The organism is Streptomyces sp. NPDC002156 (genome assembly GCF_053593675.1).
In genome coordinates, this window is record NZ_JBSFDA010000080.1 from 19,778 (window position 1) to 45,895 (window position 26,118).

Sequence of the window (26,118 nt, forward strand, 5' to 3'; positions counted from 1 at the left end):
TCGAGCGTTTCCTTTCTTCTCTGTTGAAAGACGAGGGGGCGGGCCGTCCTTGCGGACGGCCCGCCCCCCCAGGGCGTCTCAGCTACGACGTCCGTAATGGTAGAGCGTCGGCCTGTTGTAGTCGTGGCTTCCGTTCTTGATCGGGAACCACGCCACTTCACCGGTCTGCACATTCAGCATGACGCGCAGCTGGTTGTTCGCCGGGAGACCGATGTTCTCGCCGTCGAAGATGGGCGAGTTCTCCCAGTTTGCCCAGCCCCGCACGTTGCCGTCGTTCCTGAAGAAGTCCAGACCGTGGGAGTTTTCCCGCTGCCGGACACCCGGGTTGTTGGCCACCCTGCGGGCGAGCCTGTCGAGGTCCCTCGACAGTTCGTTGTAATTGGCGAAGTGGGCGTTCCACGCGTCACTGCGCGCGTTGCGCGCCGCCTCGCTGTACGGATCGCCGTCGAACGCGGGGCTCTCCGGCGTCAGCCCGTCGCCCTCGTTGTCCCGGCTCGGACCACAGTTGTGGACGAGGGCCGAGGCACCCGCCGCCACGACGTAGTACGTGTGGACGTTCGAGACGGTCAGGTTGTGGACGGTGGCGCCCTGGGCGGTCCAGCGCTCGATCGAGCTGATCTGGACGTAGCTGCCCGCGCTGGTCCGCAGCCACTGACCGGAGGTGAGGTCGGTGGCCTCGATCCACGCGCCGGCCTCGCCGGCCCCGGGGACCCAGAAGGGGTGCCCGTCGGTCGCCGTGATCTCGGCGGTCCTCGTTCCCGCGCCGCCGTCGATGTCGACGGTGACGGTAACGAGGTGCTTGAGGCCCTGGCCCTTGATCTCGGCGGTGACCGTCTCGATCCGGGTCTCCCCGGTCCTCGGGTCGGTCGCGACCACCTTGTCGCCGGCCCTGACCTTCTCGATCGGCTTGGTGGAGCCGTCCGCCATCAGCACCTTCGTGCCGGGCACGAAGCTGTTGTTGATCGGGCAGGAGCCGCCGCCACCGTCGGCCCTGCCGGAACCGCCGCCACCGCTCGTACCACCGCTGCTGCGGGTGGAGCCGCCGGACTTGCCGCCGCTCTTCCCGCCGCCTCCGCCGCCGCTCTTGCCGGCGTGGGAGGAGGACTTGGGCGCCGCCTTGGCCTGGGCCTGCTTCTGGGCGGGGTTGCCCGTCTTCCGCTTCGCCGCGGCCGCCTCGTCGGCCTTTCTCCTGGCGGCCTCGGCGGCCTTCTTCTTGGCTCTCTGCGCGGCCTCCCGCTTCGCCTTCTCGATGGCCGCCTTCTTGGCCCGCAGCGCGGCCGCCTCCGCGGCCTTGGCCGCCTTCAGAACGGCCTCGGCGGCCTTCTTCGCGGCCTTGAAGGCCTGGATGGCGTTGATGGTGCGGTTGATCGCCTTGAGGACCGACGGGATCTTGCCCAGCTTCGTCCAGGGAATGGCGTCCAGGATGATGCTGCCGCACGACCACATGTCACCGCCGAAGCAGGCCATGGCGTCGTTGATGCCGATGAAGTCCTTCAGCGTCTCCCAGGCGATCGCGAGGATCACCGAGGACAGCGACTTGCCCATGGTGGCCTGCGCCTGGGCGACCTGAGCCGCCGACAGACCCGCGCCGGCGAGGGCCGCGGCCTTCTCCGAGGCGGTCAGGGAGATCGCCAGACCGCTCGGGTCGTCGTACGTCACCGGGTTGTTGTGCGCGTACGTGTAGCCGTTGGTCTGCTGCGGGTCGTTCAGGTCGAGCAGCGGGTCGGCGGACAGGAAGCGTCCGACCACCGGGTCGTACAGGCGGGCGCCGAGCGGCTGGAAGCCGGAGGCGTCGTCCCGGGTCTGACCCGTGAACCCCTTGTGGCTCTGGAGGTTCTGCGCCGTGGTGGCGGCGCCGCGCTGGTTGCCGAACGGGTCCTGCTTGCGCACCCGGACGGGCATGGTGCCGCTGAGCGCGACCTCGGTGTAGACACTGCTCTGATGGTCCGTGGTCTGGGCGACCAGGTTGTCGGAGCCGGTACCGCTGGCGTAGCGCATCACCTGGCCGCCGGGGGCGGCGTAGGTGCGCTGGGTGTTGACCAGGACCCCGCCCGCCTGGACGGTGACCGAGGCCTCGTCCAGCAGCAGGGTCGCCTGCTTGCCCTGGATGGTCAGCAGCCGCTGGCCGTTGGGTCCGTAGATGTGCCGGGTGTCGTTCTGCGGCAGCCACTGCTGGGCGGCCTGGGCCGCGTCGCAGGTGGCCAGCACGATCGCGGTGGCGTTCACGTTCGCCGCGCCCTGGACCGCGAGGCACAGGGTGGAGTCGGCGTGGATGAGCTGACCGGACGCGTTGCGCTTCAGGTGCTGGGCGCTGGTGCCGTTGCACTTCTGCAGCTGGACCGCGGAGCCCACGGCGTTGGCGGCGGGCTGGACGCACCAGGTGTCGTAGACCTCCAGGGTGCCGAGGTCGGGGTTCGGCTGGGGGGTCTGCGTCGAGCCCGGGACCGGCTGGAAGTGCCAGCTCTGCGCCACCGTGGTGTTGCACTGGTACAGCTGGATCGGCTGGCCCGCGGCCGCGAGACCGGACTTGAGATCGAGGCACTTCTGGCCGAGACCCACGTACGGGGTCCTGCCGCCCGTGCCCTGGCCGGTGATCCGGTCGACCTTGCCGTCCGGGGTCCAGGTCAGTTCCTGCTTGTCGCCGTTGTCGGCCGAGGTGACCGACCTGGTCTCGCCCGTCAGCTCGTAGAGCCGCTGGGCCTCGGCCGTGACCTGGGCGCCCGCCGGGGTCGTGAACTTCTTCGTGACCTTGGTGAGCGTGTGCGGCTGGTCCTTGGCGGCGTTCTTGCCGTAGGCGTAGTCGGTGACCGCGTCCTTGGCGGTGTTGCCGGCGAGGTCCTTCTCGGTCAGCCTGCTGCGGTTGCCGAGCAGGTCGTACTCGTACTCCTGCCAGTAGCCGGAGCCGTCCTTGCCCGCGCCGACGTCGAGTGTGCCGTCGGCCTTCTTCGGAGCGGCGCACTCGGCCGCCGGATCCTTGGCGGTCCAGGCGGACTTCAGCTGACCCACCGGGTCATAGACGAAGCACTGGCGCTCCTCGATGCCGACGGCCCGCTCCTGGACGGAGGTGATGTTGCCGGCCGGGTCGTAGCCGTAGGCACGGTTCGAGACCAGGTTGCCGCCGACGATGCTCGCGTCGGCCTTCTCCCGGTAGACCGCCTGCTCCTGCAGCTCGCCGCTGCTCTCGTCGTACGAGCTCTGCGTCCACACCCGGTAGGGCTGGGCGCCCAGGGTCGACCGGAGCACCTGGCCGTACGGCGAGTAGGCCGTCTCGGAGCCGTACCAGTCCTTGCCGGAGATGGAGAGCGGCTTGCCGTCCTTGTTGTAACGGACGACGAGCTTCTCGGCGCCGAACTTGCCGATCTCGGGAAGGGTGGTGTCCTCCAGGGCGCCGGTGTCCGAGTAGGAGTAGGAGTAGTTGTAGTCCTTCTTCAGGCCCCACGTGTCGGCGATCGACTGCGGCAGGGACAGGGTGGTCGCGGTCGGCTGGTAGTCCTTGGTGTAGCCGCTGACCGTCTGGGTGTAGGCCAGTCCGTCCGTGTAGCGGGTGGCGGTGGCGGGCATGCCCTTGCCGCCCGTGGCGGAGTCGTACGTGAAGTTCGCGAGCAGGGTGCCGTTGACGTCGGTCAGCCGCTGCTGCTTCGGCCGGGACAGTTCGTCGTAGGCGTTCCAGATCTTCACGCCGCGGGCGTTGGTGGTCGTCAGGACGCGGTCGCGGGAGTCGTACTCGGTACTGGTGGTGCCCGTGTCGGGGTCGGTGGACGAGTCCGTCCGGCCGCGGTGGTCGTACGTCCAGCTCCACGGGTGCGTCGGGTCGGCCGAGGCGGTCGCCTTCTCCAGCTGGCCCTTGGCGTCGTACGCGTAGCGCGTCGAGGTGAAGCCACCGGGCGCCGCGGGGTTGAAGGTGTCCGTGCGGACGGTCCGGCCCGTCGCGTCGGTGTAGACGCGGTAGGAGGAGTCACCCTTCGGGTTGACGACCTTCGACCAGTCCTCGCCGTACTCGTACTTGGTGGCCCGGTCCTCGTACGCCTTGGAGAACGACTCCTTGGTGATCGGGTCCATCCACTTGAGGTACGGCGTCTCCTGCGTTACGCGGCCGAGACCGTCGTAGGCGTAACGCGTGATGTTGGGGACGGCGATGTCCGAGACCGGGGTGAACAGCTCGCCCGGCTTCGCCTCCTGGGTCAGGTAGGCGTTGTTGGTCTGGTAGACGTCGCCGGAGCTGTTGTACAGCGTGTCGGTGATCAGCCAGCCGGAGTCGTTGTCGGCCTCCTCCTGCGTCTGCCGCTCGCGGCCCAGGCCGTCGTAGAGGGTGACGGAGGTCTCGACGCGGTTCTCGTAGCCCCGCGTGTAGGTGCTGACGTACGGAGGCTTGCGGATCTTGATGTTCGGGTCTTCGGAGTCGGTCTCCTCCGGCGGCACGGTGTAGACCGCGCGGAAGTCCGGCACCGACGACGCCGACGGGGTGCGGCCCGGGGCCCAGGCCTCGGACAGCCGGCCCAGCGGGTCGTACACGGCCTCGCTGACGAGGCTGTTGGCGTCGGTCGTCCTGAGGGTGACCGAGCGGCCCGGCTCCAGGTCCATGATCTGGCTGTGGCCGAGCACGTTGGTGTAGGTGACCTTGAAGACCTGGCCGGTGGCCGGGCCCACGGAGGCGTACGTGGTCGTCGACGCCTTCGGGACCGGCTTGGCCAGCTCGTCCGGGTCGGTCTGCCGGACGACCCGGCCGACCTCGTCGAAGCCCACGGTGCCGTTGGTCAGGAACCCGGTGCCGGTGCCGTTCAGCGACCACGACTCGGTGGCGAGACCGCGGGTCGAGCCCGACAGCGCCGCGCCGTAGGCCCCGCCGTCGTACGCGGTGCGGGTGACGCCGCTCAGCGTGGTGAGGTCGCTCCAGTTCGCGGCCGCGCAGGTGGTGGGCGAGGCAAGGACCTGCTTGCTGAGACCGATCAGGTTCTTGTCGGTCTGGTGCACGTACTCCGACTTGGTGCAGGACTCGTCGCCGGACTTCCCGGTGTCGCCCACCGACTCCACCAGCGTCGGCAGCCCGTACGTCGGGTCGTACGTCGTCGTCGTTCTCACCTGCCGCACCGTGCGCGTGTCGTCCGAGTTGGTGCCGGACGACTTGGTGTACGCGATCTCCTCGGGCTCCGTGACCCGCCAGGCCCGCAGCGGGGTCAGGCCGTCCTCACGGTCGCGCTTGGCCAGTTCGGTGGCCGCGGGCTTGGTGATCGAGCGGGTCAGCCAGTCGGAGTCGGCCTTCGTGGAGTCGGTGTAGCTCAGCTCCTCCGCTATCCGGCCGGCGAACGGCTCCTCGTCCTTGGCTATCTCGGCGCCCGTGATGTCCTTCACGGACACGGTGTCGCCGAGGCCGCGGAAGTAGCGGGTGACGGCCTTGGAGCGCTGGCCGGCGGTGTCCGCGGTGCCCTCGTCGTTGACCGGGCCCGTCAGGACCGTGGTCTGCTCGACCCCCGCGAACTGCGAGTAGGTGCGCTGGGACTTCTTGGTGAACTCGGCCTCGGCGAGCTTCCAAGCCGGGTTCTTGTACTTGTACTCGGTCCTGGTGGTGAAGTTGCCGTCGATGTTCGGGAGTTCCTCGACGGTGTCCACGACGTACTTGTGGAACCAGTCGATGTCCTCGACCTCGGGGTCGGGGTTCCAGAAGGAGGGGTAGCAGAGGCGGTTGTTGCCCTTCAGCTGGCCCTGCAGCCGGGCCATGGCCTGGGCACGGGTCTCGCCGGACTGTTGGTCGAGCAGCGGCAGGTCGCCGGTGAGGCAGTCGCCCTCGATCGGCTTGTAGCGGACGATGGTCTCGCCGCCGTACTCGTTGATCACACGGGTGATGCGGAGCCGGGAGAAGCCGGGACGGTGTGCGTTGACCGCCTTGACGCGGTTGGGCATGTCCTCCGCGTTGGACTCGAACCGCACCGAGTTGAGGGTGACCTTCGCGTCGGTGGTGCCGTTGCGGCCGTAGCCGGTGCGCTGCACGGACTCCAGCCACAGCGCGGTGTTCGGGCCAGTCTTCAGCTTGGCGAAGCTCTGCTTCAGCTGGTACTCGTCGACGACCTGGCGGGCGGCCGTGTCGGTACGACGCTGGGCCGAGGTCGTGATCTTGTCGAGGCGCTTACGGGTCCAGAAGGTCGGGCCCGCGTTCCAGCACTTCTTGCCGGACGCGCAGCGCAGGTCGGCCGGGGTGTCGAACCAGGGCCGGTAGTTGCGCGGGTCCTTGGACGTGAAGTTGGACTCGGAGCAGGTGACCTCGCCGACGGTGTAGCAGCGCTCGTCCACCGTGAAGTCGACCCGGGCCGGGGCGGTCTGCGTGTAGAGGGTGTTGCTGCGCTGGCCGTAGTCGATGTGCTCGAGCCAGCCGTCGCGGTCGTAGACGACCGGATCCTTGAAGTTGAAGTTCCGGGCGTAGTAGTTCTGGTCCTTCTTCCACCACAGCGACATCGCGTTGCCGTGGACGTCCTCGACGTAGTCGAGACCCCAGCGCCAGCCCTGTGTGCAGTAGGAGTTGGTCCAGTCGGTGGTCGTCGGGCCCTTGTAGCAGTCCTCGTCGGAGTGGTTGCCGTAGACGGGGACCGTGAGCACCGAGTTGGTGGTCGGGTCGTCGGCGGCGGTGCCGCGGTCGGACCAGCCCGGGAGCTTGTTCTTGCCGAAGTGGTACTTGATGCCGTCCTTGGTGGTGACGACCCAGTACTCGCCGTCCCGGGCGCCGTTGCCGGTGGCCTCGCCCTTGACCAACTGGACGGTGGAGCCGTCGCCGTTGGCCGTGAACCACTTGCTCTTGGTCTCGTCCCACACCAGCTCGGTGGTCATGCCGCCGAGGGAGAGGGTGGCGTTCTCCGAGCCCCAGCAGAGGTCCGCGGTGCGGTGCGTGGAGTTGTTGGAGCCCGCCTTCTTGGAGTCCTGACGGCAGTTGGCGTACGTACGGGTGATGGAACCCGCGTTGTAGTCCCAGCCGTCACCGATCCACGAGGCCTGGTTGTTCGTCGAGGACGTACGGCCGTCCACGGACTGCGAGGAGTACGCCAGGTTGACCTTCGGCATCAGACCGCCGGCGGTCTCCGGGACCTGCGCCTGGTACGAGTACGTGAAGGCACCCGAGGACGAGCCCGACGACCAGGAGCCGGAGGACAGCAGCGGGGAGGCCGTGAAGTCACCGGACACCGACGAGCCGGTGTCGAGGCCGCCGACGGTGCCGCCGCCGTTCGCGGAGACCGCGGGCTGGACACCGTCCTGGAAGGAGGCCTGCGACGCCTTCGTCGTCTTCGAGGAGACGAAGCCCTCGCCGACGAGGCCGGCGACCGGGATGTTGCCGCCGAGGATCTTGCGGGTCTTGGCGTTCCTGGCCGTCGTGGTGTTGGTGGGCGCGTCCTTGGCCGCCACGGTCCGCACCGTGCTGCGCAGCCGCTGGAAGTTCTCCTTGCCGTTCCTGACGTCCTTGTCCCCCTGGGGGACGGACATCGTGGTCACACCGCCGGCGTCGGCGCAGTCGCCCTCGTTGGGCGAGGAGTAGACGCAGTCGGGCAGCAGCATCAGACCGAAGCGGTCGGCGGCCTGCGGTCCGTAGAGGTCGGCGAAGCCCGTGGTGTCGATGCTGATCGCGACCTCGGCGGCCGGGTCGACCGTGGCCGGCGGGGTCAGCTTCATGACGATGCCGGAGACGCCCGCGTCCTGCGAGGTGGTCTGCGGGGCCACGCCCACGGTCCAGTTGCCGGCCAGGTCGGCGGGGTCGCCGCCCGCCGGGACGCCGATGGCGACGGGCAGGTTGTTGCTGACCGGCTTGGTGGTGCCGGGCGCGTCGGCCGCGGAGAGGGTCGCGCTGCCGGTGCCGGAGGTCCACGGCGCGATGGCGTCGGGGGTGTACGGGACGACCGGGTTCTGCGGAGCCAGGGTGAGGGTCTTGTCCGCGGCCTCGTCGCCGTCGACCTCGGTGGCCTCCGGCAGGTCCGGGAGGTCGACCTCGGCGATCGACTTCTCACGGCTCATGTCCGGGCCGGGGACGGCGAGTGCCTCCCCGCCCAGGCTGGTCACCGTAAGAACCGAGGACAACAGAAGAACGGTCGCCGTGCGGTTTCGCCGCCGACGCCGTCTCTGTGAGTCTGTCAGGACTGGGCGTATCGGCCCCAGCCTTGACAGGCGACCTGAAGCACGCATCCGCGTCGACCCCCACCTGGTAATTCACCAAAAACACACGTCCGGCTCAGACGCGTGCGTGCGCACTCTGTGTCATGTCCGCCGCACAATTCAAGATCGGCCAATGGGCCGAAAAGCCTTGCTGGGTGATCTGGGTCACGGGGTGAAACGCGTCAGACCATCCCGTCGGTGACTCATGGGGTGGAGCGGATGAATCGCCTGATCGGCATCAATGCGGCACCGAAAAGGCTCTGAATCGGGCACAACTGCCACACCGTCACATGGGATTAGTATTTTCATAACAAATCCTTAACTAAATAAAATGTGGACGTGCTATGGCGAGTGTGTGATCGTGTGCCCGCCTCCTGCCCCGCGGCCTGCCGAACGGGGCTGCTTGTGCTGTCCTCAATCCGCTTGGTTCCCACGGGAGTAGACCGCCGTGACCGCGCCGCCCCGATTTCTCAGCCCCTTCGTGCGCACCCGCACACGGCTGTCCCTGACCCTCGGCCTAGTGCTGGCCGCCCTGACCGCTGCCCTGCTGCCGTGGTGGCAGCCGGACGACGGCACCCCGCCGACCCGCGCCGGAGGCACCACCACCGACGTCACCCGCGCCTCGACCGGCCCGCGTGACGAGGCCACCGCGATGGCCCAGGCCAGGCGCACCGGCAAGCAGGTGCTCGTCGACACGGCGACCACGGCCACCGCGCTGACCTGGGCACTGCCCGACGGACAGTTCAAGACCCGGATCACGGCAGCGCCGACCCGGGCGAAGAACGCCGAGGGCAAGTGGGCCCCCGTCGACAACAAGCTCAAGCGGACGGCCAAGGCCCCCCGCGGACTCGGGGTCGCTCCCGCGAACCCGGTCGTCCCGGTCCGCTTCGCGAGCGGCACCGCCCAAAAAGCGCGCGCCGACCGGTCGTTCGCCCGCGACGAAGCGCTGAGTGAGGTCGCCGAGTCGGGTGAGACGTCCGGCGAGACGATCCTCGCCGAGGTGGAACTCGGCGAGCACACCGTCGCGTACACCTGGCCGGGCGCCCTGCCCGAGCCGGTGCTGGACGGACCGCGCGCCCTCTACTCCGAGGTGCTGCCCGGCGTGGACCTGCTGCTGGTGGCCCGCGAAGAGGGCGGCATGGCACAGGTCCTCATCGTCAAGACCCCCGAGGCCGCACGGCAGGAGGCGCTGAAGACCGTCAGGTACGGGCTGCGCTCCGACACCGCCGTGTTCCGCCAGGACCGCAAGGCCAGCAGGGTCCAGGTCCTGGACAAAACGAACAAGGAGGTCGGCTCGATCCCGACGCCGTTCGCGTGGGACTCCAGCGGCCGTGACCCCGAACTTCCCCCGGGCACCGCGAACCGTACGTCGGTCGCCACCCCGGCCGACGTGCTGAAGCTGTCGGGCCTGACCGGTATCGAGCCGGGCGCCAACTCGGCGCCGCTGCCGATCACCCTGGACGGCGAGAACACGGGTGCCGCCGGCCTGAAGCTCGGCTTCGCCGCCACGGGGCTGGCCGACCGCAAGGGCGTCACGTACCCGCTGTACGTCGACCCGCCCCTGAACCCCGGCTGGGACGCGTGGACGGTGGCCTACAAGCCGTACCCCAGCACCAGCTTCTTCAACGGCACCAACTTCTCCTCCGGCACCTCCGACGCCCGCGTCGGCCACGAGGACGACACCAACGGCACCGCCCGCTCCTTCTGGCGGATGGACTGGTCCAGCAGCATCAAGGGCGCGGAGATCACCAGCGCGACCTTCAAGGTGCTCAACAACCACTCCTGGTCGTGCACCAACCGCGAGTTCCAGATCTGGCGCACCGGCTCGATCTCGTCGGGCACGACCTGGAACGCGCAGCCGAGCTGGTCCGACGAACTCCAGCGCAGGTCCTTCGCACACGGCTGGTCGGCGTCGTCCTGCCCGGACGACTACGAGGCCTTCAACGTGAAGGACGCCGCCCAGTACGCCACGGACAAGGGTCACTCGACCGTCACCCTCGGCATGCGGGCCACCAGCGAGTCGGACACCCAGACCTGGCGCAAGTTCAGGGCGACCTCGGCGACCATCGAGGCCGTCTACAACCGCCCGCCGTCCGAGCCCACCAAGGGCGCCTCGAAGCCCGGCGGCGCCTGCACACCCGGACCGGGCGCGGGCATCACCGTCGGCAAGACCAACATCACGCTGTCGGTGACCGCCAAGGACCCCGACAACAACATGAGCAAGGTCCGCTTCCGCTTCTGGAAGACGGGCGGCACGGTCCCGGCGGGCACATACGTCACCATCGGCGCGTCCGGCGGCACTGCCTCGCTGACCATCCCGGTCACCGACGCCCGCCTGAAGGACATCACGACCAACACGACGTTCTCCTGGGACGCCCTGGGCGAGGACCTGGCGGGCGCGACGTCCACCAACTACCCGCCGGGCACGGAGCCCTGCCGCATCACGGTCGACCCGAGCGGTCCGTCGCAGCCCGAGGTCACGAGTGACGTGTTCCTGGAGGCGACTTCGAGCGGCACCACCTGGGCGAAGGTCAACTTCGGCACGACCGGCCCGATCACGTTCGAGTCACCGGGCGCTGTGCGATTCCAGTACGCGTGGGGCGGGGTCAGCCCGAAGTCGGTCAACGCCGACGCGAACGGGCTCGCCACGGTCCCGGACCTGCAACCGCTGAACGCCGGCCCGAACACCCTCCAGGTGTACGCCTACGACACCCTGGGCAACCCGAGCGTGCGCACTGACTACACGACGTACGTCCCCCCGAAGGAGAACGCCGACACCCCCGGCGACACGGGCGGCGACGGCACCCCCGACCTGATGGTCATCGACGCGGCCGGCGCCCTGCGGACCTACGCGGGCCAGAAGCCGGACGGCGAGCTGTACGGCTCCCTGATCTCGTCGTACAGCAGGAGCGCCAATGGCACGGTGACACTCAATCCGCCGGGCCACTGGTACGACGCGGCGTCGACGCTGGGCAACAAGGCGGCGCTGATCGCGCATTACCAGGACACGTACCCCGGTGACGGCACGACGGACCTGTTCGCCCGTACTCCGGACGGCGGCTTCTGGTTGTACCCGGGCGATGGGTACGGCTCGTTCGACGTGGGGCAGCGGATGAAGATCCGGCTGCCGTCTAATGCGCCGGCTCCTTCTACTTGGACTCAGCTGAAGGCTTTGGGGGATGTAACTGGGGACAAGTTGCCGGACCTGGTGCTGCGTACGGCTGCGGGGTTCTGGGTGCTGTCCGGGTATACGGGGGGCAGTGTTCAGACGGCGACGCTGATGAACGCGGATGCGTGGGCGCGACGGGACGTGGTCAACCTCGCGGACATGAACAAGGACGGGATCGCGGACCTGCTGTGGCGGAACCTGGACAACGGGAGCATGTATCTGCGGCGGGGGAAGGTGGGGGCTGCGGGGGCGGGGAGCGTTGATCTCAACTCGCTGATGCTTGCGGCTAGCGCCGTTAACGGGGATGAGGCGTTCGGGACCAGTTGGACTGAGGCCAATGTGAATGCCGCTGTTGGGGTTCCGGACATCAACGAGGATGGGATTCCGGATATTTGGGCTCGGTTTGCTTCTGACGGGCACATGTCCGTCTATCACCCGTCCACGACCAACACCAACGCTCCGGTGAAGACCGTTATTGGGTCGGGGTGGAACGACAAGCTGGCCTTCGGGTGAGCTGATCCGCCTTCCGGCGTGAACGAGTGAGCCTCTGGCGCTGCTGTGTGGCGCCGGGGGCTCGCCCCTTTCATGGGCTTCTCGACGTCAATCCGCTGACGTGTTGCGATTTTCGCATCTGGCCCATATGGTGAACGCATGGCTGAGTCTGTGACCGATCGTGTACGCAAAGTCATGGCAGCGGCTTCGGTCAGTCAGGCGGCATTCGCCGAGACCATCGGGCTGACCCCCGACAAGTTGTCGAAGTCCCTCGGTGGCGTTCGCAGGTTCACGTCTCTCGACCTCGCCCGGATCGCCGAGTTCGGCGGCACCACAGTCGACTGGCTGCTGACCGGCAGAGAACCGCTGCGCCCCATCATCGCGGCCCGTACCAGCGCACCAGCAGTCGACGAGCATGGCCGAGGAAGACTCAAGGACCTCGTCGAAAGGTTCACCACGGCACACGAGGTGATCGACCTCCTGGGTCTTTCGCCCGAACTGCCGGAGCTGCCCTCGGTCCGCTCGGACCTCAAGCGCTACGTCGATCAGGGCGTGGCCCTCGCTGAGGACGCACTCGCCCGACTAGCCGCCACCGGGTCGTCCGCCGTCGGTGGCCTGGACACCGCCGATCTGCTCCAGGCCATGGAGCACGCCTTCGGTGTCGACGTGGCGAAGATCGGTCTGCCGGAGGGAATCGACGGGGCTGCCTGGCAGGCAGACGGATTCCGGCTCGTCATGATCGCCCGAACCGATGTGCCGACGCGTCAGCGTTTCACTCTTGCCCACGAGCTCGGGCACATTCTGGCCAGGGACGCCCAGGACCTGCTGACGGAGACGCACCTGTCCCCGGGACACCAGAAGGACCTGACGGAAGTACGCGCCAACGTGTTCGCCGCCAACCTTCTGATGCCCCGGAGCGAAATCAGCTCCGCGGTGCAGGAAGGCGACCTCACGGACGAGCAACTCACCACACTGGTTGTGCACTTCCAGGTGTCACCCAGCGCTCTCGCGGCACGGCTCGTGCAGTTGGGCGTCATCGCACCGGAGACGGCGAACAAACTGCGTGGCCTGACGACCCAGACCTGCCACTGGCTCACCGGACAGAGCGACCTCTTCGAGGCCAACAAGACGTGGGCCCTGGCCAGACGACTGCCTTTCCGCCCCGCACAGTTGTTGTATGAGGCATACCTCGCCGGCGACACCACCCTCCGCCCGCTGGCCGCGTACACAGGCGTGGACGTGGACAGGATGCGCGAGCTGCTCGAACCCGAACCGGTTCCACCAGAGGGCGCGACATCCACTACGGATACGGACGTGGGCGAAGGGGACCTGGTCTTCCAGCCATGACGCGCCACTGTTGGTTTCCCGACAACACCGTGCTGTGCAATTTTTCCGCCGTCGACCGCCTCAGCCTTCTGGAGAAGGTTCTCGACGGCCGCGGCCGTTGGACCCAGGCTGTCGCGGCCGAGGCCGAGCAGTCGAAACGGTACTGGCCGAAGCTGAGCCAAGTGCTAGCCGACGGATGGCTCGGCGAGCCCATCGAGATCGACGACCCGGCCGAAACCGTCCTGGTGGACCGCATCCGCCGCGTCGTCTTCGCGGGGTCTCCGACCCGGCCCCTGCAGCACCTGGGTGAGGCGGAGACACTGGTCGTCATCGAGCATCGCAGCGGGTTCGGAAACTCTGTGTGGATCACTGACGACGGCGAAGCTGGCCACTATGCGCGGCGCAAGGGGATCTGCGTCAAGGACACCGTCGATCTCGTGCGGGAGGCGGTCGTGGGGGGACTTGTCATGGCGGACGATGGTCACCGCCTTCTCCTGGGGATGGAGCAGGCTGGACGTCACCTGCGGGGGGTTCCGCACAGGGCGGAGGACCTGTTGCGCTGAGGCGGGCCCTGCAGGTACTGGCTCTCGCCTCCGCCTCCTGGGCGCCGCCGAGCACAGTGCCTCGGGCGCCGGAGTTCTGCGCGATCCGATCCGGCCGACCTCGACGGGATACGGTCGTCTCGACCTTGAACATGGGATGGTCCAGGACGTCGGCGAACTCCAGTAGTCACGGACTCCCCGATGCGAGGGGAAGCACAGGCGGTAGTTCCCCAGGGTGAGGAGGGGCAGCCTGTTCTCTCAAGAAGCGGAGTGATGGCCTCTAGGTCATCATGCCTGTGCTGCCACGAGAGTTTCCGTGACGGTACTGACTCCCGGCAGTTGGGTTTCTTCGGATGGCGGCAGGCACCTGTATGCGCTTTTGAGAGGTGGGGCAGCGGGGTCCGCTCGCCTCGGTGATTCGCACACCGTGAATCGCTGCGTTGAGGAATGAATGAGGGAGTTCCAGCACGTCGGTAGCAATCGGAAGGGGCGCGCCGAGCGCGCTTTCCCGCCTGAGGCCGACCCGTTGAAGTTCGTGTATATGAAGGCGCTCCGGCGTGTCGGCGAGTGCAACCCCGTTGCGTCCCGTGTGCACTTCCACTACGACGCCTCGGTAACGGGCAAGGTCAACTTCGGCCATAGCTGTCTCTTCCCGGCCAACACCCGCCCCTGGTTTCCCAGTGGTCACGGAATGCGCCGTCTGTGCCCCTCGCGCGCCCCCCTTGCGCACTGAGCCGGTCGTTTCGCCTCCAACAAGCTGTGGCTGTGGTGATCCACCGTCCGCGTCCACAGCTTGGAGGGGGACAAGATGCCGGAGGAGTGGATACGGGCTCTCGTGGCGGACTTTGGTTCCGAGTGCAGGGAGCGCCTGCGGGTCAGTGACACAGAGGCGTCCATCAGCCCGCCGGTGGCGAAGCTGGTGGAGGCTTTCGGGGCACGCTGGAAGCTGAGTCCTCGCCTTCATCCTGAGTATTCCTTGCCCGAGTCCCGGGTGCGTCCGGACTTCGCGGTGGAGACCTCGGGGCGCATCACCGGCTTCCTCGAGCTGAAGGCCCCCAGGCACGACGTCACGCCCGACGGCTTCACGAAGCGGGACCGTGAGCAGTGGGAGCTGATGCGGCGGTTGCCCAACGTGCTGTACAGCAACGGTCACACCTGGTGCCTGTACCGAGGCGGTTCGCGGCCTCTTCGCACGGTTCGTTTCGAAGGTGATCTGTACCGGTCCGGCAACCGGTTGCGTCCCGGCGATGCCGACGGAGCGGCGTTTCGGGATCTACTGCGGGAATTTCTCGGGTGGCAGCCCAAACGCGTCACCACCGTCAGCCAGTTGGTGTCGTCCATCGCTCCGCTGTGCCAGTACCTGCGAGAGGAGGTACTGGAGCAGCTTGCTCTCGAACGTAGAACGCCAGACGGTCCTCGCAGCCGGCGGCGGGCGCCCAAGCCTTTCACCGCCTTGGCGCACCACTGGAGCAAGGTGCTCTTCCCGTCAACCGATGGACAAGACCCCGACCACCTCTTCGCCGACCGTTACACCCAGACGATCGCCTTCGCCCTGCTGCTGGCCCGTATCGAGAACGTACCGCTCGCCGACCGCAACTTCGTTGACGTTGCACGTGAGTTGAAGGCCGAGAACACGGTCATGGGCCGAGCCCTGCAGTTGCTGACGGAGACGGTGGACGCCGAGTTCGCCCGCCGCATCGACACGCTCGTGCAGGTTATCGATGCTGTCGACTGGGAGGCGATCCGAGCCCGGACGCCCGATGCCCACGTTCATCTCTACGAGGATTTCCTCCAGGAATACGACCGTGAGCTGCGTAAACGCTCCGGCACGTATTACACCCCGCCCCGTCTGGTGAAGGAGATGGTCCGCTTCACTGACGCCGTCCTGCGCACCCGCCTGGGCTGCGTGGAGGGCTTCGCGGACGAGCAGGTGACGATTGTCGACCCTGCCATGGGCACCGGCACATTCCTGAGCGAGATTATCGACAGGGTCGCCGAAGAACGTTCCCGCCGCGGGGAAGGTTTCCGCGGCGAAGCGGTGGAACAGCTGGCGGGTCGGCTCATCGGCTTCGAGCGTCAGATGGCCGCCTATGCGGTCGCCCAGATGAGGATCACCCAGACCCTCCGCAAGCAGGTCACCGACACTCAACTCGGCGATCTGCGGCTCCATCTCGCCGACACCCTCGCAGACCCCTACGAGAGGGCCACGCTCTTCACGTTCCTGCCCGATGGCGATCCTCTGGTCGAGAACACCCGCAAGGCGGACTGGATCAAGCGCGAGCAGAAGGTCACCGTCATGATCAGCAACCCGCCGGACCGGGAGAGAGCCGAGGGGGAGGGCGGCTGGGTAGAGAAAGGCTGTGTGGGGGATGACAAAGCACCTCTGCTCGATGCCTTCCGCCTCGGTGGCAGAAACGGAGTGCACGAGAACAAGCTCAAGAACCTGTACGTCTACTTCTGGCGCTGGGCCACCTTCAAGGTCTTCGAACAGCACCGTTCCGAGTCGGACCGCGGAATCGTCGCCTTCATCAGTACCGCGGGCTTCCTCAGCGGGCCCGGATTCCGAGGGATGAGGAAGTACCTGCGTGAGACTTGTTCCGAGGGTTGGATCATCGACCTCAGTCCGGAGGGTATCCAGCCGCCTTTGCGGACACGCCTCTTCGAGGGCGTTCAGCAGCAACTGGCGATCGCCGTGTTCGTTCGCAGCAGGGCCGACACCGAACCTGCCCACATCAGGTACGTAGCCCTGGACGGCAGCACTCGTGAGGAGAAGTACGCGCAGCTCGAGGCTCTTGGGCCGGACAGCGACCAGTGGCGTCCGGTGCGACAGGACGCCCACGCCCCGTTCACGCCCGCGGCACTCGGAGCGTGGGACACGTATCCCGCTTTGAATGATCTGCTGCCATGGACAGTGCCCGGCATCCTGCCCAAGCGGACGTGGGTCTACTCCCCGGACCCCGACATGCTGCGTTCCCGGTGGCGGAGGTTGACCGCCGAGACGGATATCACCGAGAAGCGTGCCTTGTTCAGGGAGACCAAGGGCGGCCGTACCGTCGACCTGCCGGTCAAGCCGCTACCGGGCTCCGCACAGCGAAGGCGGTCGATGCTGGAGGCAGGTCCCGAGTGTCCGGAACCGGTGCCAGTGGCCTTCCGCCCTTTCGATCGGCAGTGGATCATCCCGGACAACAGGGTCCTCGACAGATGTTCGCCGGAGCTGTGGGAGAACCGGGCCGAGGGCCAGATACACATCGTGGAGCTGCACTCCGAACGGTTCGGTGACGGTCCCGCCACTCTGTTCACCGCGCTGATGCCGGACATGCACCACTTCGCCGGCTGGGGTGGCGGCAGGGTGATCCCCTTCCTGCAGAAGGACGGCAGCCCCAATGTGACCCCCGGCCTTCTCCAGCACCTTCGTAATTCCTTCGGTGGTCTGCCTGTATCCGCCGAGGACTTGCTCGCGTACATCGCCGCGATCACGGCCCACCCCGGTTTCCGGTCCCGCTTTGACGACGAACTCACCACCAACGGCGTCCGCATACCACTCACCGGCGACGCCGCCCTGTGGTCGGAGGCGCTGCACATCGGGCGGAAGGTGATCTGGGCGTCCACCTTCGGAGAGAGGCTCGTGGACCCGGTGGCCGGGAGGCCCGGTACGCCCCAAGAGGTCTGGACGACCGCACAGCCGGCGATCACGTATCGGAGACAGGTCGGCAGGGACGAATTGCCCGAGAGCTTCGTCCACGATCCCGACCGTCTCGAACTCCACTTCGGCCAAGGCGTTTTCGGGCCGGTGACTCAAGAGATGCGGGACTATCAGGTCAGCGGACAGAACGTTCTCGACGGCTGGTTGAGACGCCGGACGGGGCCGAGGTCCCGCAGGGCCGTCAGCGAGCTGGACCGCATCCGGCCCGAGCGGTGGCTACCCGCCTGGAGCGAGGAACTCCAGTACGTGCTGGCCGTCCTGTGGCATCTGGTCGAGCTGCAGTCAGCTCAGAACGAGCTGCTCGACCGGGTTCTCATGGCATCGCTCGTCAGCGTTGCCGAATTGCAGCGTCGGAACGTCCTGCCCGTCCCGGAAACCGCCCGTCGTTCTGCTCCCGCGCCGATACAGACCGACCCCATCCCCGGGACCGAGGGAATCGAGGCGCGCGAGCCGCATGCCGTAAGGCCACTCACCGCAGAGAGGGGCTCTCCGGCCGCCGCTCCCACGCGGCCACGGAGGAGCACGAAATCCGGTGCCACGCAGGCGTCCCGCAGAAAGCGACAAGATCCGTAGAGCTGCTGCCTGCCCCGGTGTCATGGGCGGAGCGTCGGGAGGCCGTCAGCGAGAGGAACTGTCTGACGCCGTCTTGTGTGTCGGATCTTGATGACGGTGACGCGTCTGCCGCACAGAGAGGGCATGCCTTCCGGGGCGGAGGTGAACCCGGTGACCAGCGCAGGTTCGGTGACCAGGGCAATGAGCTGCGGCGCTTCGTACACCAAGACCGTCTGGTGCGAAGTCGCCCTGGCGTGACTGTCAGTGCCGTCTGCGAGTCTGTTCGTCATGACGCGGACGGAATTCGGAAACCTCGCATACCTCTGGGGCTGGTGGACCTTTTTCGAGGCTGTGTGGATAGCCGTACTGTGGCGGTCCCGCTCTCGTGTGCTGGGTGACGGGGTGTACCGCATACCCGGTGTGCGGCGCATCTGGCGCGGCGCGGGCGAGAAGCGCGCCGAGGCACTGCTCGCGGAGTTGGAGCGTAGGGGCGTTCCGGCGGAAGAGAGGCCGGACAGGGACCAACTCTTCGACCGGTGGCACCGCATCGTCGCCGGTCGGTGGGTGTCCGTACTGCTTCAGGCGGTACCCCTCCTGGCCGTCGTGCTTCCCTTCTGGTGGGCGACGTCGCTTGCCCGGACCACGGTCACGCCTTTCTGGATGTTCGCTGCGATCGCCGGCTTCGGCGCCGTCTCCATCACGCTCATGGCCGCCGACGAACGGGCCGCCGCGGTCTCCGACGCGGCCGGGGCCTTCACGGTGGAGGCGATCCGCTTCCTGGAGATGCTGCTCATCCCGGCCGGACGCCGTGCACAGGACTCCGCGCTCGACGTCCACGGCAAGCTGTTCGGACGACTCTGCGACGCCTTGCGTGCCCAAGCCCGGCACGGGACCCGCACCATGCCGCCGGCCACCCGCGCACGGGTACGACAGACCACGGAACACCTTGTCGCGGCACTCGCCGACGGCAACCAGCGCTACCTCTTCGGCGAGGGACCTGACCGTGGCACCGCCGTACGTGACCTGTCACGGCTCGTCGCCGGCGCCCTGCGCCACAGCTGCGTCCCGCGCGCACAGCGCGACAGCCTCGTGATCGTCGACCCCCGGCTCCTCGCGGACACACCGGAACCCGACGAGGCAGGCGCCGCGACCGAGCCGCTCAGGAACCGCCTACTGGCAGGAGCGGGCAGGCTCGCGGTGGCCGTGGGTCTTCTTGCCGGGGCGGTCCTTTTCCCGGGCGGGGGAGTCGCCTCGGATCTGCTCGCAGCGGCAGGCCTGGCGAGTGTCGCCCTGATCTGCCCGCCGCTCCGAGAAGCCCTGCACCGCGCCAGGGAACTTCTTTTCGGCGGCTCGCCCACCGACAACGCGGCACTGGAGCCGACAGACGAGGAGTCGAATCGACCGGTACCGGCATCGAGCACCCCCTGCCCCACTGCGCCGACCGCACAGCCGTTACCGCAGGATCACGGCCGGTAGGGTGAGAGACGACGAGGACCGACGGGTGAGCCGGCACGACACGAGGGCGAGGGCGACGAGACGCATGGCCGCGCTGGAGGACAGCAGCCAGGGGCGCACACGGGACCGGCGATCGGTGTTCGAGCGATACCAGGACGTGACGGGGGACCAGGGCGTCCTCGACGTGGACGCTCTCTTCCTCCGGGAGACCGCCTCCGACGGTCAGCCCACCGACGTCGAGCGGGAGGACACCGACGAGGGCGTCGACCAGATCACCTCGCCCTTCGATCCCGAGCACATCGACATCGAGACCCGCAACTCCACGGTCGACCTGCTGCTCTCCAGGCTCCGCAACGAGATGATCGACCTCGCCCCCGACTTCCAGCGCCGGGCCGGCATCTGGACGGACGAGAAGCAGAGCCGCCTGATCGAGTCACTGCTTCTGCGCATTCCCATCCCGTCCTTCTACGCCGCCGAGCAGAAGGACGGCAGCTGGGCCATCGTGGATGGCATCCAGCGCCTGACCTCGATTGCGCGCTTCCTCGATGCTGAGACTGTCAACGCTCCGCCGTTGAGACTGAAGGGCCTGGAGTACCTTCTCAATTTCGCGGGAGCGGGCTTCCACGACCTCTCCGGCAAGCTCCAGATTCGCTTGCGCGAGACGGAGGTCGTCGTCCATGTCATCCGGCGCGGTACCCCAGAGCCGGTCATGTTCAACGTCTTCGCCCGGATCAACACTGGTGGTGAGCCCCTCACTCGGCAAGAAATCCGGCATGCGCTGATCCCCGGCCGCGCCAGGGCCCTCCTCGCGGAGCTGGCCGAGTCCGAGGAATTCCGCACAGCCACCGGCCACAGCGTCGTCGGGGACCGTATGGCTGACCGCGAGATGGTGCTGCGCTTCCTGGCCTTCCGGCTGATCCCTCCGGAGGGATACCGCACCGGTGATTTCGACGGCTTCCTCGCGGAAGCCATGCACCGCATCAACCGCTTGGAGCCTGTGGACGAGGACCATCTGCGGTACGAGTTCACCAGTGCCATGACGGCGGCTCAGACGATCTTCGGTAGCCACGCCTTCCGTAAGTTCCGCGCGGGCCAGCAGCGCAAGTCGCCCATCAACAAAGCCCTCTTCGAGACCATCGCGGTGAATCTGGCAGGGCTCAGCGATGGCCAACACAACAGGCTGCGGGAGCTGGACGCCCTGGATGCCTTCGCGGACCTCATGGAGGACACGGAGTTCGAACGGTCCATCTCCGTGGCCACCGGCGACCCCAAGAAGGTACGGAAGCGGTTCGACGCCGTGCAGGAACTCTTCGAAGACCTCCTCGACCACGGAGACGCCCGACAGTGATCACCCGACTCACCCTGGTCAACTTCAAGGCATTCCCTCGCCTCGAGCTCCCCCTGGGACCGCTGACCCTGCTCACAGGCCTGAACTCGTCCGGTAAGAGCAGCGTTCTCCAGGCCCTCGCCCTGCTGCGCCAGTCGTTCGAGAACGCTCGGTCGACGGGTGCCGTGGCCGGGCTGCTGCTCAACGGTGAGCTGGTGGAGCTGGGCACCGCGCGCGATGTCCTGCACGATGACTTCGGCCCCGCCGACGACCTGCTGGACTCGGACGCTCCCGTGGTGGGTCTCGTCATCGAAGCAGGTGAGTCGATCCGTTTCGTCGCGTTGTACGACTCGGAGGAGCCCGACGAGGACGTGATGCAGGCGTCGGTGTCGTCGGAGCTCCCGCAGTTCCTCGACACGCCTTTCCAGTACCTTCACGCTGATCGCATCACACCGGCCGTCACGTATCCGCGGTCCCGTCAGGTCGCCATCGACCGCGGATTCCTCGGCGTCCGAGGCGAACACACGGTCAACTACCTGCGTCACTTCGCCGAACGCGAGGTCCCCGACGGCCCGCTCCGCCACCCCGACGCCCCCTCCCCCCAGCTCCTGGACCAGACCGTCGCCTGGATGCAGGAACTCTGCCCCGGCGTGAATCTCCAGGCTTCCGCCGTCGAAGGCACCGACTTCGTCCGCCTCTCCTACGGCTTTGGCGGCACCGCCGGTATCAACGCCACCCGTCGCCGCCGCCCCACGAACGTTGGCTTCGGCCTCACGTACGCCCTGCCCATCGTGGTCGCGTGCCTTAGCGCCACCCCCGAGAGCCTGATCCTGCTGGAGAACCCCGAAGCCCACCTGCACCCCAAGGGGCAGAGCAGGATGGCGGCCCTGATCTCCGCGGCCGCTGCCACCGGAGCACAGATGGTCGTCGAGACCCACAGCGATCACGTCCTCAACGGCGTACGCCTCGCCGTCAAACGAGGGGCCCTGCAGCCGGACGACGCCGTTATCCACTTCTTCCGTGGCAACGGCTCCGGCGCCGAAGTCATCACCCCCCGCGTCGACAAGGACGGCATGCTCGCCCAGTGGCCAGAAGGGTTCTTCGACGAGTGGGAGAACTCGCTCGACCAACTGCTGGACTGATGACGGGCCAACGGGTCACCAAGGGGGAGAAATGCCACAGCTGTTCCTGAACGAGAAATCCTGGACAACCGCCTGCGACCCGGCCCGCGCCGAGCGGGCCATGGCCGACTTCGTCGACGCTGTGCGTGCCATCGCCAAAGAGGACCCGGCTGAGACCTCCTTGGTGAGCGAGACCGAGCTCAAGTCACTGGAGATCGCCGAGGGTTACCCGGTCGGCAAGTGGATCGGCAGCAGCCCGAAGAACCACGCCCGCTGGCAGCGACTCCTGGGCCTGCAGAACAGATCGCCGGTCCGCAGCGTCTACCCGACGCCGGACGCCGATGGCCACCTCGAATACCGACATGAGGGCGAGAAGGTCCTGGGCCTGGGCGCCGCGCACTTCATGGACGGCATCGCGGTCAGCCTTCCGGTCGCCCATGAGTGGCAGAAGCCGACAGTCGGTCTCGAACGCAGCGAACTGGTCGAACTCGACGACGGCTCCCTGGAGTTCGCGCACGAGACGGTCGACGTCCGGCACGTGTCCTCCGAGCCGCATGTCGACGAGTACCGGTCCTGGATCCGGGAGTCGAGCCTGGCCAGAGCGGCCACCGGCCGCCAGATCTGGGAACGCAAGGCCGACCTGTACCCGCACCTCCAGTTCCTGCCACGCACCGAAGCCCAGCTCACCGACCTGGACCCGCGCTGGGTCGTGCCCGTACGGCGCTGCCTGGAGCGGCTGGACGCTGCGGCCGCGGTGTGGGACCCGGCCGCGACGCCCGAACCGGAATGGCAGAGCAAGGTGACGCCTGAGGGCGAGACACGCAAGCGCGTGTGCCGGTTCGAGGACCTGGACGGGAAATGGGAGACCTTCCACCTCCACGCCCGCTTCACCCCGGGAGCCGGCCGTATCCACTTCCGGCTGATTGGGGAGGAAGGCAAGATCCGCATCGCGCACATCGGCGGCAAGATTCGCCCGGATCTCTGACCTTCCTCGGAAGAGCATCTCCTGCCCCTCCGGCGCCCGCGGCTTCTTGGCCCGGGAGCGTCGGCAACGCAGCCTCGACCGGTGCTGGTGCTGGCTTCGCTCTTGTAGATCTCGTCGACGCTGCCGAAGCGCGCAGCGGTGTAGTCGAGGTCGAGCAGGGCGGCCGCCTCACGGACCGACGTTTCGTCGGGGTCTTCGATTTCGACGAAGGCGGGCAGGTCCGGCCAGGTGCCGAAGTCGAAGGCGACCTCGCCCAGGTGCCATTCTCGCGGTAGTTCTCCTGGTAGCGGACCTCTCGCAGGCCGAGGCCACGGAGAATGTCGGCCATGGCGGGCAGGTCGCTGACTTCGGTCTCGATTTGGGTGGGGCCGTCGATGCGCGTGGCGTCGGTGACGTGCTTGAGCGTCAGCGTGGAGCGTGTGCCCTCGTCGCGGAGCCGGATCGACTGGCCGGCGTCGAGGACGTCGTTCTCGAAGATCTTCCAGGTGAGACGGGCGCGGGGGAAGGTCTGCGTGGCGCCGAGGTCGGCGAGCTTGGTCTGGAGCGCGGCGACGTCGATGTCGGGAACCTGGCCTCGTACTCGTGCTTCATGGGCTCCATGTTCCTTCGTTTCGGCGGTTAATTCGGCACGTGGGCAGCGAGGAACGGCACGCGCCACTGGTCGCTGAAGTGGCGGCTGAGCGTTCTCGGTGAGGTGTAGTGCTCGATGCCGACGCGGCGAGACCCGATGGGCATCATGAACCGGATTCTGCGGCTGCCCATGAGTGGTCCAGGAACGGACTGGGCTTCCCGTGCCAGAACACGTCCACACTGTCGCGTGCTCTTGTCGCCGCCACGAACAGCAGGGATCGAGCCCGCTGAATCTCGTGCCGATAACGGGCAGAGTCCCTGTCACGCAGGCTGTTGACGGCTTCGCGTGGCACGAGTCCGTCTGCTACGCCCGCGATGACCATTCGCTGGTACTCAAGCCCCTTGAATCGAAACATCGTGCCGATGTGCACGCCGGTGGAACCGTGCGGGCCGTCGGAACGGATCTCCACCGAGTCGATGCCGTGCAGCTTGAGCGTGTAGGCCACCTCGGCCGCCATCTGATTCGTCGGCACGCAGATCGCGATCTGCTCGTGCGGAATGGCCATGTCCGTGTCGGCGTCCCACTCCTTGATGAGCGCGGCCACGCCTTCCCGTTCGGAGGCCCAGTCCGGGAACGCGTGCCCGGCCGGCAGCCCACCGCTGAGCACCGACCGGTAGCCGGCCAGCGTTTCCTCGCTGCCGTCGAGGTCGTCGTACGTCGTCTCGCCCAGCACGCCGAGGGCAGAGCGCAGGATCTGTCGCGTCGTGCGGTAACTCAGGCTCAGTTTCGAGGACCGACCCCGGATGTTGACACCCAGGCTGCCCAGCGTCACCTGGTTCTTGTAGATGCGCTGGTGGGTGTCGCCGACCAGGAACAGGTCGTCGGCGCCGCGAGGGGCCATCGCGCGCAGCATCTTCCAGTGGGCGGGGCGGAGATCCTGCGCCTCGTCCACCACGATGTGCCGGTACCGGTGGCGCAGCCAGCCTCCTGAGCCGTCCTGGAGGTGGATGTTATCGAGGCCGCCCGTCTCCTCCCGCTGTCGGGCGATGTTCTGGATGCGCTGTTCGCGGCCCATCTCCAGCCGCGCGGCACGCTCTGCCACCTGGTCCCAGGTCTGCCGCCCGAGCCGGTCGAGCCGCTGGGTGAAGCGCTCGGCGAGCTGCCAGATCTCGGCGCGCTCGGCGCGGCCGATGCTCCTGCCTCGTCCGGCGCGCCGGGCCCGGAAGTAGTCGGTGCGGGTGCCGACGGCCTGGCCGAGGATGACCTGCGTCCACTCGTCGTGCAGGAATTCCGCGTCCCAGGAGTCTTCCCCCAACTCGTCGAGCAGTCCACGCCATTCGCGTACGGCCTGACTGTCGTCGATGGCCTGCTTCCCGCTGCCCGGTTCGGCCTCGCGGACGATGCGCAGTGCCAGCTGGTCGACGTGGCTGACCTCGACCCGGCTCAGCAGCTCCTCGCCGCCCAGTTCCAGCAGCCGGGAGCGCAGGTCGGCGGCGAGGTTCTTGTTGTACGTGGTCAGGAGGACCGGCTTGTCCCGGCCCGGGGGAAGTTTCCGTACGAGATGCCGCACCCGGTGCAGGGCGACGATGGTCTTGCCGGTGCCGGGGCCGCCGCCCACCCGGGCGGGGCCGTTGTAGCGCCGTTCGACCAGCCTGGCCTGGGTGGGGTGGAGGAAGACCTTCCAGCGGCCGAAGTCGCCGCTCTCCAGGGCCTCCCGCAGGGCGTCGTCCGTTGTGGTGACGACCGTCGCCGGCCGCTGGGCCGCGGCCTCGAAGTCGTCCGGGTCGACCGGCTCGGTGGCGGCCACCGGCCGGGTCACCTGGTCGAGGACGTCGTCGTACGACGCCCCGTCGAACAGGGCGAGCAGCACTTCACCGGTGAGCTGCGGGGCGTACTCGACGAGGCCGAGCAGCTGGTCCTCGGTGGCGAGGGTGCGGATGACGGGCAGCAGCGGTTCGGCGACACCGAGGTCCGACAACTGCTGGTCGGACCAGTCGGCGAACAACGGCCGCACGGGTTCCGGCTGTGCGGGCGCGGCCGGTTCAGCGGGCGCGGGGGCCGGTGCGGGCGGGGTGGGGAGGCGGCGCAGGACGCTGTCCTCGACCACCTCCAGGTCCACGTACTCGATGCCGCCGGTGACCTGGTTGACGCCGTACGACAGCCGGTTGTAGACGTCCTTGCGGTGCTTGACGGAGACGATCAGCCAGTCGTCGTCGGCGAGCCGCAGCAGCAGTGCCCGGTACTCGTCGTTGACGCGCGCCGACCAGAGCCTGCTGTCGCCCTTGAGCTGCTGGAGTTTGAGCCCGGTGGTGTGGGGGTTGCTCCGGAACTTGTGCTGGAAGTCGAAGAACGCGCCCTTGACCGTGCGGGGGAGTTTGAGGATCTCCTTGTCGGCCTTGTCGAGCAGGCGCAGTGTGACGCCCGAGGTGTTCATCGCTTCGGCTCCCCGTCCTTGATGGTGTCGCTGTCGTGCCGTCGTTCCGTGAGCCGGGCGATCATCGCCGCCGGGTCCCATTCGGCGGCGGTGCGGACCGTCCAGCCCGCCGCCGAGAACGCCTTGTCCCGGTCCTGTGCCTCGTAGTCGGACTCGTCGCCGTCCGTGCGGGGGGCGAGGACCACGCCGATCCGGGCGGCGGGCCACGCCAGTTCGGCCTGCCAGCCGTGGCCGTCCAGTTCGTAGCCGTCCTCGGGTGCGGGCACCGCCGCGTCGGCCAGCGCGTGGGCGAGATCCGTGAGCCCCGGTTCCTC

Annotated in this window: 11 protein-coding genes and 1 pseudogene; 8 read left to right on the forward strand and 4 right to left on the reverse strand. The window is 67.7% G+C overall.

Going from position 1 to position 26,118, the window contains the following annotated elements; translation table 11 throughout:
• Nucleotides 1-78: 78 nt before the first annotated feature.
• Nucleotides 79-7,989 (reverse strand): ricin-type beta-trefoil lectin domain protein, encoded by a 7,911-nt coding sequence (locus ACWCRB_RS28570; RefSeq protein ID WP_450998785.1) that lies wholly within the window; start codon nt 7,987-7,989, stop codon nt 79-81.
• A 586-nt stretch (nt 7,990-8,575) separates the two neighbouring features.
• On the opposite strand from ACWCRB_RS28570, the gene ACWCRB_RS28575 reads away from it, so the two are divergent.
• From ACWCRB_RS28575 to ACWCRB_RS28610, 8 genes are all read left to right on the forward strand, one after another.
• A complete protein-coding gene (locus ACWCRB_RS28575) occupies nt 8,576-11,809 on the forward strand; it encodes a DNRLRE domain-containing protein (RefSeq protein ID WP_450998774.1) in 3,234 nt (1,077 codons plus the stop codon).
• A 138-nt stretch (nt 11,810-11,947) separates the two neighbouring features.
• Nucleotides 11,948-13,135, forward strand: a complete 1,188-nt coding sequence (locus tag ACWCRB_RS28580) for a helix-turn-helix domain-containing protein (RefSeq protein WP_450998775.1) — start codon at nt 11,948-11,950, stop codon at nt 13,133-13,135.
• Nucleotides 13,132-13,677, forward strand: a complete 546-nt coding sequence (locus ACWCRB_RS28585) for a hypothetical protein (RefSeq protein ID WP_450998776.1) — start codon at nt 13,132-13,134, stop codon at nt 13,675-13,677. Before ACWCRB_RS28580 ends, ACWCRB_RS28585 begins: the two co-directional genes overlap by 4 nt.
• 886 nt (nt 13,678-14,563) lie before the next feature.
• Nucleotides 14,564-17,932 (forward strand): type ISP restriction/modification enzyme, encoded by a 3,369-nt coding sequence (locus tag ACWCRB_RS28590; RefSeq protein WP_450998777.1) that lies wholly within the window; start codon nt 14,564-14,566, stop codon nt 17,930-17,932.
• A gap of 267 nt (nt 17,933-18,199) precedes the next feature.
• The gene (locus ACWCRB_RS28595) at nt 18,200-19,387 is read left to right on the forward strand and encodes a hypothetical protein (RefSeq protein ID WP_450998778.1); all 1,188 of its coding nucleotides are present in this window, start codon (nt 18,200-18,202) and stop codon (nt 19,385-19,387) included.
• Nucleotides 19,388-19,412: 25 nt separating this feature from the next.
• Nucleotides 19,413-20,714, forward strand: coding sequence for a DUF262 domain-containing protein (locus tag ACWCRB_RS28600; RefSeq protein ID WP_450998779.1), 1,302 nt, complete (start codon nt 19,413-19,415; stop codon nt 20,712-20,714).
• Complete coding sequence (locus ACWCRB_RS28605; protein ID WP_450998780.1) at nt 20,711-21,835, forward strand: AAA family ATPase; 1,125 nt, start codon at nt 20,711-20,713, stop codon at nt 21,833-21,835. The genes ACWCRB_RS28600 and ACWCRB_RS28605 overlap by 4 nt, the downstream gene beginning before the upstream one ends.
• Nucleotides 21,836-21,866: 31 nt before the next feature.
• Nucleotides 21,867-22,799, forward strand: a complete 933-nt coding sequence (locus ACWCRB_RS28610; protein WP_450998786.1) for a hypothetical protein — start codon at nt 21,867-21,869, stop codon at nt 22,797-22,799.
• A gap of 59 nt (nt 22,800-22,858) precedes the next feature.
• Here ACWCRB_RS28610 and ACWCRB_RS28615 read toward each other — a convergent pair.
• From ACWCRB_RS28615 to ACWCRB_RS28625, 3 genes and pseudogenes are all read right to left on the reverse strand, one after another.
• Nucleotides 22,859-23,390, reverse strand: a pseudogene (locus ACWCRB_RS28615) (CYTH domain-containing protein); the annotation flags it as partial.
• A 143-nt stretch (nt 23,391-23,533) separates the two neighbouring features.
• Nucleotides 23,534-25,804 carry a UvrD-helicase domain-containing protein gene (locus ACWCRB_RS28620; protein ID WP_450998781.1) on the reverse strand — a complete coding sequence of 757 codons (2,271 nt, stop codon included), beginning with the start codon at nt 25,802-25,804 and terminating at the stop codon, nt 23,534-23,536.
• A partial coding sequence (locus tag ACWCRB_RS28625) for a hypothetical protein (protein WP_450998782.1) occupies nt 25,801-26,118 on the reverse strand: 318 nt, incomplete at its 5' end. The genes ACWCRB_RS28625 and ACWCRB_RS28620, both read right to left, overlap by 4 nt.

Excerpts from the sequence above, each read along its gene's own strand:
- ACWCRB_RS28570 (WP_450998785.1), bottom strand. The coding sequence starts at position 7,989 with ATGAGCCGTGAGAAGTCGATCGCCGAGGTCGACCTCCCGGACCTGCCG.
- ACWCRB_RS28620 (WP_450998781.1), bottom strand. The coding sequence starts at position 25,804 with ATGAACACCTCGGGCGTCACACTGCGCCTGCTCGACAAGGCCGACAAG.
- ACWCRB_RS28580 (WP_450998775.1), top strand. The coding sequence starts at position 11,948 with ATGGCTGAGTCTGTGACCGATCGTGTACGCAAAGTCATGGCAGCGGCT.
- ACWCRB_RS28585 (WP_450998776.1), top strand. The coding sequence starts at position 13,132 with ATGACGCGCCACTGTTGGTTTCCCGACAACACCGTGCTGTGCAATTTT.
- ACWCRB_RS28595 (WP_450998778.1), top strand. The coding sequence starts at position 18,200 with ATGACGCGGACGGAATTCGGAAACCTCGCATACCTCTGGGGCTGGTGG.
- ACWCRB_RS28610 (WP_450998786.1), top strand. The coding sequence starts at position 21,867 with ATGCCACAGCTGTTCCTGAACGAGAAATCCTGGACAACCGCCTGCGAC.